Here is a 14,802-nt window from a genome sequence, read left to right on the forward strand (position 1 = left end):
GTTTGCCTGAGGAGAGGTTTTGCCTGAGCAGAGAATGGCGAGAAGTGGGTAGTGAAATTTGTTTTCACGGAGCTACCCGAGCGAAGGCCTGGAGACTCCCCCCGCGCCGCCGAAGCGCTCAAAGCGCGCGAGAATGTCCGGTGCCGTTGGCGCGCTCAGGCTGCTGCCGATCACAATCGCCACGGTGGCGGCGACAATGCCAGGAACAATCTCGTAGAGTTCGAAAATTCCGCCCTCGAGCGCCTTCCAGATCACCACGGTCAGTCCGCCGACGATAATGCCAGCCAGGGCGCCAACCCGGGTCATGCCGCGCCAATAAAGCGAGAGCACCAGCACCGGGCCGAAGGCGGCGCCGAAACCGGCCCAGGCGTAGGCGACCAGTCCCAGCACCGTATTGTCGGGCTCCAGCGCCAGCAGCAACGCGATCAGCGCGAGCAGCACCACGGCGAGACGCCCGACCAGCACAATCTCTTTCCCGCTGGCCTGGCGGCGAAACAGCTGCCGGTAGAGATCCTCAGTCAACGCCGAGGAGGACACTAACAACTGCGAGTCCGCCGTGCTCATGATGGCCGCCAGAATAGCCGCCAGCAACACGCCGGCGATGGCGGGATGAAAGAGCGCCTCAACCAGTACCATGAAGATCGTCTCGGCATCGGCTAGCTCCCCACCCAGGTTGTTGTCCACCCAGGCCAGGCCTGCCAGGCCAACCAGCACGGCACCGGCGAGGCTGAGCGCTGTCCAGGTCACGGCGATGCGGCGCGCCGCCGGCACTGCCTGCTGATTCCGAATGCCGGCGAAGCGCGCCAGGATATGCGGCTGACCAAAGTACCCCAGCCCCCAGGCCGCGAGCGAGATGATGGCGATCAGTCCCAGCGGCTCGCCGTTGTCGTTGGTCCAGACCGACATCAGCTCAGGATAATCGGCGTTGAGTGTGGTCTGCATACTCAGCAAGCCGCCATCCGCCTGCATAGCAATGACGGGCACCAGCAGCAATGCGGCTAACATGAGCAGGCCTTGCACTAGATCGGTCCAGGACACCGCAAGGAAGCCTCCGGTCAGGGTATAGGACATAATCACCAAGGCACCGATCGCGGTGGCGATGCCAGCATCCAGTCCGAACAGCGTCTCGAACAACTTGCCGCCAGCCACCAGCCCGGAGCTGGTATAAAACAGAAAGAACAGCAAGATGAACAGCGCTGCGATCGCCTGCAGGGCATGATTGGGGTCGCCGAAGCGATTGGCCAGATATTCCGGAATGGTCAGGGCATCATTGGCCTCCGCGGTAAACTGCCGCAGTGGCCGCGCCACCAGCAGCCAGTTGAGCCAGGTGCCTAGCAGCAGGCCGCCCGCCAGCCACAGCGATTGCAACCCGGAGGTAAAGGCAAACCCCGGCAGCCCGAGCAACAGCCAGCCGCTCATGTCCGAGGCGCCGGCCGACAGCGCCGCCGGCCAGGGCCCGAGCTGCCTCCCGCCGAGGAAGTAATCAGCCGAATCATGGGTGCGGCGATAGGCCCAAACGCCGATGCCGAGCATCAGCAGCAGGTAAAGTACAAAGGTTGCCGCAACGGAAAAAGAGATCGAATGCTGCATTGGTTAAGGAGCGTGCTTTTCACAAGTGGGCTTTGCTGGCAACTTCGTCACCGGGTTCTAACCTGGGTCGAAGTTTGAGCGAAGGGATGAGATGGAATACTCGCGCCAAGCGACGGTTGCGCGCTGCGCTTGCTCCAACAGAACCGAAGCATGCCCGTTTTTGCGCCGGGCTGGCAAGTCAGCCAGTTCTGCACGGTCAGTTCTAACAGTCGATCGAGTTGTATGACGGCCACTAAGCCCGATGCCATCATAGGCGCCAAGGACTTTCGCCAGGAGGTGCTGAATCCGGCGGACGGGGTCTTCCTATTCCATGCGCGCGCCATCGAGCGGCTGATCGAAGAAGAGCTTGGCGCGCGCCAGCACGAAGTCAGCATCCCCGACCTGCCCTATTATCTGATGCGGCGCGAGGATTTCCTGTTCGGATTGGAGAGCGAAAATCCCGAGGCGTTGTCGGTCATCGAAGGGCTGAAGCTGCCGCCCTATGTGGTGCTCTTGCCCTCCCCGCGTACCCAGGGGATCGACAGTCAGGGATTCAGCCGCCTGCGCCACGACTACTGGGCGCGCGCCTTCGAGGCCGAGGTGGCGCGCGCCTGGCAGATGGCGCGCGATGCCGCCGGCGATCATCACGACTTCGGTGCGCGGGCGCTGCGCGCGCTGGTTGGCGAGCATGGCTTTGCCGAGCTGCGCGATGTTCTCGATCGCGACGGCCTGACGCTGCCGATCTGGGACGATGCCTTGGTCTGTCGCAGCTTTGTCGCGCGCGTGGTGCGCCTGCGCTATTTCGCCCCGGGCGCGCGCGCCTTCTACTTTCCGGCAGTGCCCGATTGGGGGCGGATCGATGTCTGGTTGGCGGCGAGCGGTCTAGAGCTGCCGCCGCTGTTCAGCGCGACGGCGGGCGTTGGGCCGCTGCCGCCGCTGCTGCAAAAAACCCGTCCCGGTTCCGGCGAGCAACCGCCGGAGCCACTACCCTTGCTGCCGGGGGGGCTGACGCGCGGTGAGCGTGATCCCGATTATGCCGCTACCCAGCAAGCCATCCGCGCGACGGCCGTGTTGCCATCGGCCAGCTTGGCGGGACTGGCTGGTGAGTACCCGGCTCCGGATGACCTAGCAGTGCAGTTCGAAGCGCGTTGCCTGGCGGCGATGCATGAGGCCTCGAGTCTGAAGCGCAGGCAGGGTTTGTTCGCGCGGTTATGGGACTGTCCGAGTGCGCGCCTCAGCCGCCTGTTCGGGCGGCTGTTGTTTGCGCCCAGTCTCGAGCGGCTGCAGAATCGCCCGCGCCGCCCGCCCTCGGGCGCCTGGATGGGTGCCGGCCTGGGCTTGTTCCGCCATGCCATTGCCGCGGCCAATCGCAGTCAGATGCGCGGGCGTTTCGCCACCGCCCTGGTGCACCTGGCTGACGCGCGCCGGCTGTTGCTGCGGCTGATGCAGTTTTGCGGTGGCTCCGCTGGCGAGCTGTGCCGGGGGATTGCCGCTTACGAGGACGACTGCGAGCAGAGTTTGGCCGCCGAGTTGGCCGCCAAGCTGGGCCTGAAGCCTGCCGAGGCCGAGCAGCTCGACGCCCTGATCAAGCGACTGGCAGCGGAGGACCGCGGGGCCAGTGCTTCGCCCGCGGCACGCGCGCTGCTCGCGCAGCTCGAAAAAGTGCTGTGCGAGACGCGCGACGATTACTACCGCCTGCGCCTGTGGGGCTGGATTTCCGGCCGGGTGCTCGGACGGAGGCGCATCCGCGTGCGCGAAATTCTGCCCTTTCAGGCGCCCCTGCACTGTTTGCGCTCGTTGCACAGCGCGCGCGTGCGCCTCGACGATCTCGACTGGCCGCTGCACGAACTTGAGGCCCATGGTCTGCTGCTCGAGGAGATGCGCGAGCGCCTCAGCAGCCACCTGGAAGCACAGTTGATGCCGCGCCTGGCAACAGCGTTGCGCGAGGCCGACTTCGTCCCGCGCAACCATCGCGAGCGGGTAGCCGAGCACAAGATGCGGCGTGAATTGCTGGACGTCATCAAGCAGCGCCGCCATCTGAAGTTCACCGATGTGCGCGACATCGTCGCCCGCAATGTGCTGCGCTTGCCGGACCCAACGCTGGATGAGTTCTTCCGTGGCGACCGCCTGCGCCGCTTTGACCGCACCGCCGCGCGCGCCCTGCCCGGCGTCTATCGCCCGGGCGAGCTGTATATCAGAGGTTTGCAGCAGCTCTCGGCGCCGCTCTTTGGCACCCGCGCGGGGCGGGCGGTGCTGCGCCACGCGCTGCTTCCCTTCGGCGCGACCTTTCTGGCGCTAAAGAGCATCGACCTCTTGCTGCATCTGCTGCCGGACGTGGAAGCCAGCTTCCACCTGACCACCCCACTCACGGTGACCGCCGGTGCCACCCTGACCAATCTGGTGATACATACCGACATCGGTCATCATGTCCTGCGCGCCACCTGGCACGGCAGCCGCACGCTCTTTGACCTGCTGCTGATACAGGCGCCCCGCCGCTTGCTGCGATGGCCGCCGCTGGCCAGACTGCTTGGCACCGGGTTGTTCCGCGGGCTGGCGCGGAATCTCATTCAACCCCTGCTGTTCGGCATCCTGCCGCTAATGCCCATCATCGCGCTCGCGGTTCTGGTGGAAGAAATCCCCATCGAGCCCGGCTTTTGGCTACTGGGGCTGGCCTTCGCACTCGGCACCCTGGCGCGCAATACTCCGGCCGGGCGCCGTTTCATCGACAATATGGTCACCTACCTGGTGCAGCTGCAGCGCCGTATCAACCAGACCCTGGTGCTGGGGTTGATCCAACACATGCTCTATTTGTTCAAGGAGGCGACCCGGCGCATCGCCCAGGGGCTGCACCGAGTGGAAGAAGCGCTGATGCACCATCTGCATGAGCCGATCGGCGGCTTTCTGGTCAAAGCCCTGGCCACGCCTCTGTGGGCTCTTGCCGAGTCACTGCTGCAGTTCTACATCACGGTGCTGGTCGAGCCGCAGGTGAATCCGGTCAAACATTTCCCGATCGTCACTATCGGCCATAAGCTGTTGTTGCCCTTTCTACCCGGCATCACAGCCATGATGCTGGAGCTGACTGGCTCGGTGCTGCCCGCCGTGATCACCATTCCGCTAGTGACTCTGACCATCTTACTGCTGCCCGGATTATTCGGCTTTGTGGTGTGGGAGCTGAAGGAGAACTGGAAGCTGTATCAGGCCAATCACACGGCCACACTGCGAGGCGCCAGCGAGCGCGAAGCACAGCTGGCGCTGGAACCGGCCATCATCGGCAGCCATGGCGAGACCATGCGCGGCATTCTTTACCGCGGCTTCCACAGCGGCGCGCTTCCAAAGGCGTATGACAAAGTGCGCCAGGTCATTGAGCAGCAACTGCGCGACCAGGCGCCCTACCCGCGCCGGGTGCGCGCCAGTGAGCGGCGCCTGCGTGGCATCGAGCAGTCCATCTGCGTCTTTGTCGACCGCGAGCTGACCTTCGCGCTGCGCGAGCGCTGCCGCACGCCAGGTTGCGTGCTGAGCCGGATCGAGACCCAAACCCCGGAGCTTGCGACCAATCTGATCGCCTTGCAGCTCGCGATTTACGCCCGCCCGCGTGAAGCCGTGGCAACGCCGGGTCTGGCGTTGGCCCCACTCGAAGCAAAGGAACAAGCACTGCAACCGGCGCAGGCCGATTGCGAGAAAGCCGATTGCGAGAAAACAGTCGACACCGCCACCGAGCTTGGCCCGGTCGAGATGCAGCTTGAGCTATCGCGCCAGCCCGATGGAATCCGCATGTCGGTGCGCATCCAGGGCGATACCAGTCTGCTCGGTGCGCGTTGCTGGGCGATGATTTTTGAAGATCTGCGCGTCTTCGCCGGCCGCGCCGACGCCCGCCTGGACTCGGAGTTTACTGAGCCGCCAGCGCGTCGCGCACGCGCTCCAGGCGAGCGCGAACCTCGCCTGCCAGCTGGTCGACGCCGGGCTGATTGACCAGCCCGAGCACCGCCTGCGGGTCCATGAAGGCGATCGTCACCTCGCCGTTCGTCTCCTCGCGCACCAGCACATTGCAGGGCAACAGCAATCCGATATCCGGGTCAGCCTCGACCGCCTGATGCGCGAGCTGCGGATTACAGGCGCCGAGAATGCGATAGCCACCGCGCTCCACGCCGAGCTTGGCCTTGAAGGTGCCTGCGACATCGATGTCGGTCATCACCCCGAAACCCTCAACCTTGAGTGCCGCGGTGGCACGGGTCACGGCGTCATCGAAAGAGGTTTTGATGCGAGTGGAAAAGCCGTACATGTGCGTTTGCTCCTTTGCTTTTGCTGATTGGTTAGGTGTTTTCTTTCAGTGGGGCCTTATAGCGGCGAGTTCATTCGCCAATAACCGCGTCTTCCTATTGGCGCGGTCGGATCGGTTTCAAGCGTGCTCCGGTCGCAGCGCGCGCAGTTCGCCGACCCAGAGCGCGGTCGCGCCGGCCACAGCGCTCGGCATCAGCAGAAAATTCAGCACCGGTACCATGCTCATGGCTGCGACCGCGCCACCGAAACCGAGGCTCAGCAGTCGCCGCCGCCCGAGCCGCTGGCGAATCTCCTTAAAGCGCAAGCCATGATTACCGAGCGGATAATCACCATACTCCACGGCCATCATCCAGGCGGTATAGAGCAGCCACAGGACAGGTCCAACCACGGGTACCAGCAACAACAGCAGAAAGGGGATGGCGAGCGCCAGCGCATAGACCAGCTTGACCAGCTCATCAAGCAAGGACGGCAGCAGCTCGGCGAGCAACTTGCGCAGGCTACCCTCAGCATCTGGAACCTGCCCGGTCAGCTCCAGCTCGACCTTCTCCGCCAGAAGGCTGTTGAAGGGCGCCGCGATTAGATTGGCCACCAGCGTGAAGGTATAGAACACCAGCACCAGCAGCACCAGCACAAAAACCGGCCACAGCAGCCATTCCAGCCAATCAAGCCAGTCGGGAATTCGCGCCGTCATCAGATTCATCCAGTGCTCGAACTGACCGACCCCAAAGGTGATGGCCAGCACGAAAACCAGTGTATTGATCGCCAAGGGCACTGCCACGAAAGGCCGCAGCCGTGGCCGGCCAATCAGCCGCAGGCCAGTGAGCAAGTAACGGGCGCCGGTCAGGGGCTGGGTGATCAAGACGATGGACTCCCGGTTCGCTGAGGGACTGATATGATGCGTGTGTCGTGTCTTTCCAATTTACTCTGAGGAGGGCTCAGCCGTGCAAACTGCCAAAACGCGTATAGGTCTGATGCTTGCTGGTTTGGTGTTGAGCGCCTCGGCGCACGCCTATGATGGGCTCGATCTTTACGACTGTGTGATCTCCGATCAGGACCGCTTCAATTCCAAGGGCGTGCGCCTAACCTCGGTGCGACAGATCCTAGCCCAGGATCGCGCAAATTATCACAGGTTCCACCGCCGTGATGCGCGCGATGCGGGCGATCGTACCTTTGTGACCGCCGAGCAGCGCAAGCTGTGGCAATCCGCCCGAGTGGATGTCGACCCCGCGCTACGAGAAAAAATCCTCAACGGCGATAAGGTGGCGATCACCGTCTTCGTCTTCACTCCCGACTGGATCGAGCTCAGGGAGGGCTTCATACCTCCGAATGTGAGTTAGAGTTGTTACCCGCTCAATGTTTGCTTGGCTGGGCTCGCTCGGCTGGTCTTAATCCCTAGACCAGCGCGCACTGAGAACGCTTTTTGGGTGTGCGGGAATCCTTTACGGAGATGACAACGAATTCCCCTGCGGTTTCTGGTTCCGTTCAGGACAGCAGCTTCAGGCTTGCGTAGCCAAGTCCAAGCCCGATGCCGGTGGCGACGATGACATCGCTGGGATAGTGCAGGCCGAGCACCACGCGCGAGGCGGCGATGAGCAGCGTGAGTGGAACCAGTAGCCAGGCGAGATGCGGGTAGTAGAAGAGCGCCACCGTCGAGAAGGCCACGGCGTGCAGGGTGTGCCCAGAGGGGAAGCTGTAGCGGTCGAGCGGTGCGACGATGGCATGGATGCCGATGCCGGCATTGCAGGGGCGCTCGCGCTTGGTGCTGTGCTTCAGGGTTTTGTATAACGCGAGCGCGACCGCGTTTGTCAGCAGCATGTGCAAGCCGGCGCGCAGGCCGTCGACCCCGTCGAAGAGCACGAAAAACGCGATCAGACTGTACCAGAACAGGCCGTCGCCAAGCCGGCTGATCACGGCAAAACCGCGCTGCATCAGCCAATATCGACTGGAGCGTCGATGCCAGTTCTGGCACCAGAACGCATCGAATTTACTCAGACGTTGCCACAAGACGCGCATCGGTCTCCTCCCCTTGTGCTGAAACTGGGGTTGGTTGCCGCCGCACCAGGGACAGGATATTCCGCTCCAGATCCCTGATGACCTTGTCCCAGCTCATGGCGATGGCGGTGTCGCGGGCGGCTAGCCCGAGAGTCCGCAGTCTCGCATGATCCTGTGCCAGTGCAACTGCTTGTTCGATGAACGCCTCGGGGTCATCGACAGGCACCGAAATTCCATTCCGACCAGAGTGTATATGCTGCTTGGCGGCGGCATAGTCAAACGCGATCACTGCCAGAGCGCTGGCCATGGCCTCGGGCACCACGTTGCCAAAGGTCTCGGTCAGACTCGGGAACAGGAACATGTCCGCCGAGGCATAGCAGGCAGCCAGCGCCTGACCAACCTGGGCGCCGGCGAAGACATAATCCGGATGCTGCCTTGCCAGGCGCTCGCGCTCGGGTCCGTCGCCGACCAGAATGAACTTGCAGTCGGTTCCCGCGGCGGCAATGGCCGAAAAGGCGGCGAAGGCGAGCGCGATATTTTTCTCTGCAGCCAGACGCCCGACATAGAGCACCGCGGTGCTGTTCTCGCCGCAGCCCCAGTCACGGCGCTGGGCGTTGCAGCGCCGCGCCGGGGAGAAGAGCTCCGTATCCACCCCGCGGCTGAAGACTCTCAGGTTCTTGAATCCATCCCGCGCCAACTCGGCCTGCAGTGCGGCGGTCGGTACCAGGGTCGCGTCGGCCCGATTATGGAAGCGCCGCAATGAGTTGACAATGGGCCGCATCAGCAGCCCCAGTCCGTAGTAGCGGCTGTATTGATGGAACTGGGTGTGAAAGCCGGTCAGTGCTGGAATGCCGAGTCGGCGCGCGCAGTTCAGCGCCGCCCGCCCGAGCGGGCCTTCGGTGGCGATATAGACCGCGTGCGGGCGCCACTCGCGCCAGTGCGCGCACAGCTGCCCGCCGACCGGCAGGCCGAACCGCAGGCCGCGATAACCGGGCAGGGGCAGGCCAGGGACCAGGCATTCCTCCTCTGAGCTGCCACCCGGGTCCGCCCGTCTGGGATCGCCGGGTTGGCGCGGGCGCACCAGCCGGACCTCATGTCCCAGGCGACGTAACCCACTGAGCAGTTGATACATGGTGTTGGCCACGCCGTTGATTTCCGGCGGATAGGTTTCGGTCACCACGGCCAGCCGACAGGGTTGGCGATCGCTCGGTTTCATCGTCCACCATCCATTTGCGTGGAGCTCGGGCGGGCGGATTCCGCGTCGCCACGGTCTGGAGCCTGGGTGCCAAGCCCGCTCGAGGTTGTGCCCTGGGCCGGGTCAGCATCGTGCTCGAGCGCATCGACAATCGCCGTGCGGGTGGCCTCGGCCAGGGTGCGCCGATCGCGTCCCGTGGTGTCGATTGGCGGCAGAAACACAACCCGCACCTCAATCCCCGGGTGTTTCAGGAGGCGCCACAGGTGGGGCACGAGGATGTCGTCATTGATGAATGGCGCAACCGGGTGCGGCTGCGGGCCGCGGCCATAGCGCAGCGCGACCGGCTGGAGCTTGATGGGAGCCGCCAGATTGCCGCGCATGCTTGGGTGGGTCGCCGCTGCAGCATCTTGCCCTGGGCGACAACCGGAGTCTTGCTGATCGCGGCCCTCCCGTCCGTCATGCCCATGATCCAGAGGCGGCTGAACAACCGCGAACAGGCGCGGCAGAAAACGCCGCACGCCGGCGCCGTTGCTGGTTGTGCCTTCGGCGAAGACAACGACCGAAAAACCGGCCGTGATGCGGGCGCGAACCGCATCGATGGCCTCGGCAAACCGGTTTGCGCCGCGCTCAATGAACAGGGTTCCGGCCACCGCGGCCATCCAGCCGAGGATCGGCCAGCGGCGCACCTCGGATTTGGATAGAAAACAGACGTGTCCGTGCGCGCCAAGGATTGGAATATCGAGCCAGGAGATGTGGTTGGCGACTACCAGCGCGGGCTCGCGCATGTCACCGACGACCTCCACCCGCAGCGCCAGAATGCGGCACAGGCGTCGGTGCCACCAGCGCACGATGTCGGGTTGCCAAGTCGGTGCTTGCCCCAGGGCGCGCAGGGTGGCCAGGGCCAGACTGATCAGGGTGCCGGTCAGAAGATGCTCGATCGTGCGCAGCAGTCGCCAGATCATCGGCCGTCAGACGGATGCCAGGTTGCCGTGCGAGCGGCGGATGAAGTGACGAGAGTAGCTGGGGTTGAGCTCGCGCACATCGAGCAGCATCAGCACGTCGGCGACCTGAAAGTCGGGGTCGCGGCACGGCTCGCCGCAGGCGCGCGCGCCAAGGCGCACATAGGCCTTGACCAGCGGCGGCAGGGGTGCGTCGAGCTTGGGCTCGCCGCGCCCCTCGACGCGCAGCGGTTGGCGTGGGCTCACGCGCAGATGCGCGGGCGCCATGGCCTGCCGCCGCAGCCGGTTCATGATGGCGGCGGCCTGCGCATCGCCGGCGCCGAGCGGGATGCTGGCGCATCCGAACAGGAAATTGGCTTGGTGCATTTGAATGTACCTGGCTACGCCGGACCAGAGTACCGCGATGGCCGAGCCCTGGCGATATTCCCGCGCCACGCAGGTGCGCCCGAGCTCGGCCAGGCAGCCGTCGAGACGGCGGATCGGGCCGAGGTCGAACTCACCTTCGGAGTAGAAGCGCCCGAGCCGGCGCGCGGCCGTTTGAGCGAGAATACGGGTGCAGGCGACCACTTGCCCAGTCTCGGTCTCGCGCACCAGCAGATGTTGGCAGTGATGGTCGAAGTCGTCGTAGTCGAGTCGCTCGGCATCGCTTTTGAGCTTGGCGCCCAACTCCAAACCAAAGATGCGGTAGCGCAGCGCCAGCGCCTCGCGCACGGCGGTGTCACTATCGGCGAATTCAACCCGCAGGCGCTCTGCGCGGGCGTTGGATGAGACTGGTGCGGTGGCTCCCATGACTGAAATACCCGGTATGTCGGATGCATGATGGCAGGCGAACCTAAAAGGCTAACAGTCGATTGTTGCAGAACCATGAGCTTGATATGACTGAGCCATGACGCGGCGCGGTGGCCGTCGTGGTTGGCTCCGGCCCAAGGCAGAAAAAATCATGCGGGATCATCTGCGTTGCCGCTGCCAGTATCGCCGCGCAGCGACATGATCGGCCAGCCGCGCTCGGCGGCGACCGCGCCGAGCTGCGGGTCAGGGTCAACAGCGACCGGGTGTTGGACTTCGCTCAGCAGCGGCAGGTCGTTGATGGAGTCGCTGTAGAACCGGCTGTCGGCTAAGGTCAACCCCTGTTCCCCTAGCCAGTGGTGCAGGCGCTCGACTTTGCCGTGCTGAAAGGCGGGTATACCGGCAACCTCACCGGTATAGCGGCCATCGCAGAATTCGGGATCGGTCGCAATCAGGTCGGCAATACCAAGGAACTCCGCAATCGGAGCCGTGACGAAGCGATTGGTGGCGGTGATAATCAGCAGTCGGTCGCCGGCACGACGGTGCTCCTCGATGAGCGCGCGAGCTTGGGGAAGGATGATAGGCTCGATTTTTTCGCGCATGAAGGCATCGCGCCAGGCATGCAGGGTGGCAAGCGGGTGCTGACTCAGTGGTCGCAGGGAAAACCGCAGGAAGGCGTCGATATCCAGGCAGCCGTTGCGGTAGTCGGCAAAAAAGGCGCTGTTCTTGCGTTCATACTCAGTGGCGTCGACCACGCCCTGCTCGATGAGGTGGCATCCCCACAGATAATCGGAGTCGCCGGCGAGCAGGGTGTTGTCGAGATCGAAGATGGTCAGGCGCAAGGCGGCCCTCCAGTGTGGCGCTGTTTAAGGAATGGGCAAGATTAAAGAGTATCGCCGATCCACAGTGCTCGTGGGGTGCCTTTTTGGCGGGCTGCCGGCTGGTCCCTGCTCTGGGGTGTCGTGCTGGCGCGAGTTTGGCGCCGATTTGCCGCTGTCGCGCCAAGTATGGAAAAATGCAGACGGAACTCAAAGAGGTGGCCAGGCTTGATCGATCGCGACGGCTTCAGACCCAATGTCGGCATCATCTTGTGCAACGCCGAGCGGCGCTTGTTCTGGGGGCGTCGTGTTGGGCAGAACGCATGGCAGTTTCCGCAGGGTGGCATCCAAGGCGATGAAACCCCGCGGGAGGCGATGTTTCGCGAACTCGAGGAGGAAGTCGGTCTGGTTCCGCGCCAGGTGACCATCCTCGGCAGCACGCGCGGCTGGCTGCGCTACCGCTTGCCAAAGCGCTTTATCCGCAGGCACTGCTGCGGGCCGACTTGCATCGGGCAAAAGCAGGTCTGGTTTATGCTGCGGGTTGACTGCGGCGAGGATGCCTTTTGTCTCGACCACTCCCCCAAGCCGGAGTTCGACGCCTGGCGCTGGGTGCGTTACTGGAGCCCACTGCGTGAGGTGGTCTACTTCAAGCGTCAGGTTTACGAGCAGGCGCTGATTGAGTTGCAGCCCCTGCTCTATCCAGAACTGCGCGAGGATCGCCCATCACGCTCGCCCGATGGGCTGACGCGCGATTCCCAGCCCATGTCGGCGCAACCGCTGTCGCTCGACTGGGCGGCGGCGGAGCCGGTGGGGCCGGTGCAGCCACGAGCGGCCTACCGGCGCCGTTAGTCCCTGATGCGCATGCACCCACTAACATTAATGACTCCTCGTGATTCACGCTAACCTTATGCGACTGTCGCGACCGCCCCGTCAATTTATCGTCTCGACTGGGCTTCAGCGGAGGCCTCGGCATGCTTGAATCACTGCGGCGAATTGTTCAGGAAGTCAATCGCGCCCTGTCGCTCGACGATGCCCTGCAAATCATCGTCAGCCGGGTTAAGGAGGCCATCGGCGCCGATGTCTGCTCGGTCTATCTGACCGATCAAAGCAATCGCGAGCATGTTCTGCTGGCTACCGACGGCTTGCGGCCGGAATCTATCGGCCGAGTGCGCATCCCGCTCAATCGCGGTCTGGTCGGCTGGGTGGCGGAAAAAGCCGACCTTGTCAGCCTGAGCGATGCATCGACGCATTCGCGCTACCTGAGTATCACCGAGACCGGGGAGAACCGCTTCCGCGGCTTTCTCGGCGTGCCCATCGTGCAGAACCGGCGCGTGCTGGGCGTGCTGGTGCTGCGCCAGCACGAGGCGCGGCGCTTTGGCGATGACGAGGTCACCTTTGTCATCACCCTGGCGGCTCAACTGGCCGGTGCCATCGAGCTCGGGCGCATGCATCAGCAGGACCTGATGCCGAGCCGTTTTCTGTCCGGAATGGCGGCCTCGCCCGGGATTGGCTTTGGCACCATGGTGGTGGTCTATCCGCCGGCCAATCTCGAGGCTGTCCCAGACAAAGTCGTCGAGGACACCGAGGCCGAGGCGACGGCCTTTCGTGCCGCGCTCAAGGACGTCGGCGCCGAGATCGATCGCATCGGCGATCGCTTCAGCCAGGAAGACCGCGCGCTATTCGAGGCCTGGCGCATGATGCTGGAGAGCGATTCCCTGGTCGATGGGGCGCTTAAACGCATCAGCGATGGTAGCTGGGCACAGGCGGCGCTGCGCGACACCATCGCCGAGCACACCTCAGTGTTCGATCAGATGGAAGACCCCTATTTGCGCGAACGCGCCTCGGACGTGCGCGATCTCGGCCGCTGGATTTTGACTAGGCTGCAGAACCAGAGCGCACCGGCGCTCGACTACCCGGCGCAAACGATTTTGGTCGGTGATGAGATCAGTGTCATGCAGCTGAGCGCGGTGCCGAGCGAGTCGCTTGCCGGTATCGTCAGCAGCGGCGGCTCGGCCTCCTCGCATATCGCCATTCTCGCGCGCGGCATGGGGTTGCCGGCGGCCATGGGTGTCAGCGACCTGCCCGTCAGCCGCTTGAATGGGCTGGAGAGCATCGTCGATGGTTACCGCGGCCGGGTCTATGTCGACCCCGCGCCGAGCATCCGCACCGAATACGAACGCCTGGCCGCCGAGGAACAAGCCTTTGCTGCCGAGCTCGACGCGCTGCGCGGTCTGCCCTCGGAGACCACCGATGGTTACGCCCTGCCGCTTTATCTCAACACGGGCTTGGTTTCCGAGCAGCGCCCGGCCGGCAGTGACGAGGCCGCGGGCGTTGGACTCTATCGCACCGAGCTGCCCTTTTTGGTGCGCGACCGCTTTCCCGGCGAGGGTGCTCAGTACAGCAACTACCGGCGCATTCTTGAAATTTTCACACCGCGCACAGTCACCATTCGCACGCTCGATATCGGCGGTGACAAGCCGCTGTCATACTTCCCGATCGAGGAATCCAACCCTTTCCTCGGCTGGCGCGGCATCCGCATCGCGCTCGATCATCCGCAGATTTTCATGACCCAGGTGCGCGCCATGCTGTCGGCCTCGGTGGGGCTCGATAATCTGCAGTTGCTGCTGCCCATGATTACCACCATCGACGAACTCGAAGAAGCCAAGCGCATGATCTGGCGCGCGCACGACGAGCTCGTCAGCGAGGGGCATGCCGTCAGCATGCCACCGGTTGGTGTGATGATCGAGGTGCCGGCCGCGGTCTATCAGGCCGAAGCGCTGGCGAGCCGGGTGGATTTTCTCTCGATTGGCACCAACGACCTGACCCAGTACCTGCTGGCGGTGGATCGGAACAACCCACGCGTGGCCGCACTGTACGACGACCTGCACCCCGCGGTGCTTGGGGCGGTGACGACCGTGGTGGCTGGCGCGCGTGCGCATGGCAAAGAGGTCAGTGTGTGCGGCGAGCTGGCCGGTGATCCACTGGGAGCCGCGCTCTTGCTTGGCAGCGGCGTGCATAGTCTCAGTATGAGCGCCGCGAGTTTGCTGCGCGTAAAAGGCGTGATTCGCAGTTTGAGTCGCAGCCGCGCGCGCGAATTGCTAAATGATGCACTGCGCTGCCATAGCGGGTCCGCCGTGCGCAAGGTCATGACCGCCGCGCTCGAAGACATTGGCCTTGGCGGCCTGGTGCGCCCGGGGCGCTGATG

General features: G+C 63.9%; 12 protein-coding genes. 4 read left to right on the forward strand and 8 right to left on the reverse strand.

Annotated features, from left to right (window positions below; translation table 11 throughout):
* Positions 1 to 72 precede the first annotated feature (72 nt).
* Entirely contained in the window at positions 73 to 1,590 is a 1,518-nt protein-coding gene (gene putP / locus Thiosp_RS00100; protein ID WP_201066487.1) for a sodium/proline symporter PutP, read from the reverse strand.
* 222 nt (positions 1,591 to 1,812) lie between these two features.
* Between putP and Thiosp_RS00105 the strand changes: the two genes are divergently transcribed.
* Positions 1,813 to 5,538: a sulfite exporter TauE/SafE family protein gene (locus Thiosp_RS00105; RefSeq protein WP_201066485.1), complete on the forward strand. Its 3,726-nt coding sequence runs from the start codon at positions 1,813 to 1,815 to the stop codon at positions 5,536 to 5,538.
* Here the strand turns inward: Thiosp_RS00105 and Thiosp_RS00110 are convergent.
* Positions 5,456 to 5,848 carry a DUF302 domain-containing protein gene (locus tag Thiosp_RS00110; RefSeq protein WP_201066483.1) on the reverse strand — a complete coding sequence of 131 codons (393 nt, stop codon included), beginning with the start codon at positions 5,846 to 5,848 and terminating at the stop codon, positions 5,456 to 5,458. The two genes, Thiosp_RS00105 and Thiosp_RS00110, sit on opposite strands and share 83 nt — an antisense overlap.
* A 117-nt stretch (positions 5,849 to 5,965) precedes the next feature.
* Positions 5,966 to 6,706 carry a sulfate transporter CysZ gene (cysZ, locus tag Thiosp_RS00115; protein ID WP_201066481.1) on the reverse strand — a complete coding sequence of 247 codons (741 nt, stop codon included), beginning with the start codon at positions 6,704 to 6,706 and terminating at the stop codon, positions 5,966 to 5,968.
* 82 nt (positions 6,707 to 6,788) lie between these two features.
* On the opposite strand from cysZ, the gene Thiosp_RS00120 reads away from it, so the two are divergent.
* Positions 6,789 to 7,184: a hypothetical protein gene (locus Thiosp_RS00120; RefSeq protein WP_201066479.1), complete on the forward strand. Its 396-nt coding sequence runs from the start codon at positions 6,789 to 6,791 to the stop codon at positions 7,182 to 7,184.
* Between the two features lie 145 nt (positions 7,185 to 7,329).
* On the opposite strand, the gene Thiosp_RS00125 is transcribed toward Thiosp_RS00120, so the two are convergent.
* The 5 genes from Thiosp_RS00125 to Thiosp_RS00145 all read right to left on the reverse strand — a co-directional run bounded on the left by Thiosp_RS00125 (position 7,330) and on the right by Thiosp_RS00145 (position 11,621).
* The gene (locus Thiosp_RS00125) at positions 7,330 to 7,860 is read right to left on the reverse strand and encodes a phosphatase PAP2 family protein (protein ID WP_201066477.1); all 531 of its coding nucleotides are present in this window, start codon (positions 7,858 to 7,860) and stop codon (positions 7,330 to 7,332) included.
* Complete coding sequence (locus Thiosp_RS00130; protein ID WP_201066474.1) at positions 7,832 to 9,055, reverse strand: glycosyltransferase family 4 protein; 1,224 nt, start codon at positions 9,053 to 9,055, stop codon at positions 7,832 to 7,834. Before Thiosp_RS00130 ends, Thiosp_RS00125 begins: the two co-directional genes overlap by 29 nt.
* Positions 9,052 to 9,996 (reverse strand): lysophospholipid acyltransferase family protein, encoded by a 945-nt coding sequence (locus Thiosp_RS00135; protein ID WP_207188048.1) that lies wholly within the window; start codon positions 9,994 to 9,996, stop codon positions 9,052 to 9,054. The genes Thiosp_RS00130 and Thiosp_RS00135 overlap by 4 nt, the downstream gene beginning before the upstream one ends.
* A 6-nt stretch (positions 9,997 to 10,002) precedes the next feature.
* On the reverse strand, positions 10,003 to 10,782 hold the full coding sequence (locus tag Thiosp_RS00140) for a GNAT family N-acetyltransferase (RefSeq protein WP_201066472.1): 780 nt from the start codon (positions 10,780 to 10,782) through the stop codon (positions 10,003 to 10,005).
* Positions 10,783 to 10,931: 149 nt separating this feature from the next.
* Positions 10,932 to 11,621, reverse strand: a complete 690-nt coding sequence (locus Thiosp_RS00145; protein WP_201066471.1) for a histidinol-phosphatase — start codon at positions 11,619 to 11,621, stop codon at positions 10,932 to 10,934.
* A gap of 165 nt (positions 11,622 to 11,786) precedes the next feature.
* Between Thiosp_RS00145 and Thiosp_RS00150 the strand changes: the two genes are divergently transcribed.
* Complete coding sequence (locus Thiosp_RS00150; protein ID WP_201066470.1) at positions 11,787 to 12,446, forward strand: RNA pyrophosphohydrolase; 660 nt, start codon at positions 11,787 to 11,789, stop codon at positions 12,444 to 12,446.
* A 122-nt stretch (positions 12,447 to 12,568) separates the two neighbouring features.
* Positions 12,569 to 14,800 carry a phosphoenolpyruvate--protein phosphotransferase gene (ptsP, locus tag Thiosp_RS00155; RefSeq protein ID WP_201066469.1) on the forward strand — a complete coding sequence of 744 codons (2,232 nt, stop codon included), beginning with the start codon at positions 12,569 to 12,571 and terminating at the stop codon, positions 14,798 to 14,800.
* Positions 14,801 to 14,802: the final 2 nt, after the last annotated feature.

The sequence above is a fragment of the Thiorhodovibrio litoralis genome (assembly GCF_033954455.1).
GTDB classification, from domain to species: domain Bacteria; phylum Pseudomonadota; class Gammaproteobacteria; order Chromatiales; family Chromatiaceae; genus Thiorhodovibrio; species Thiorhodovibrio litoralis.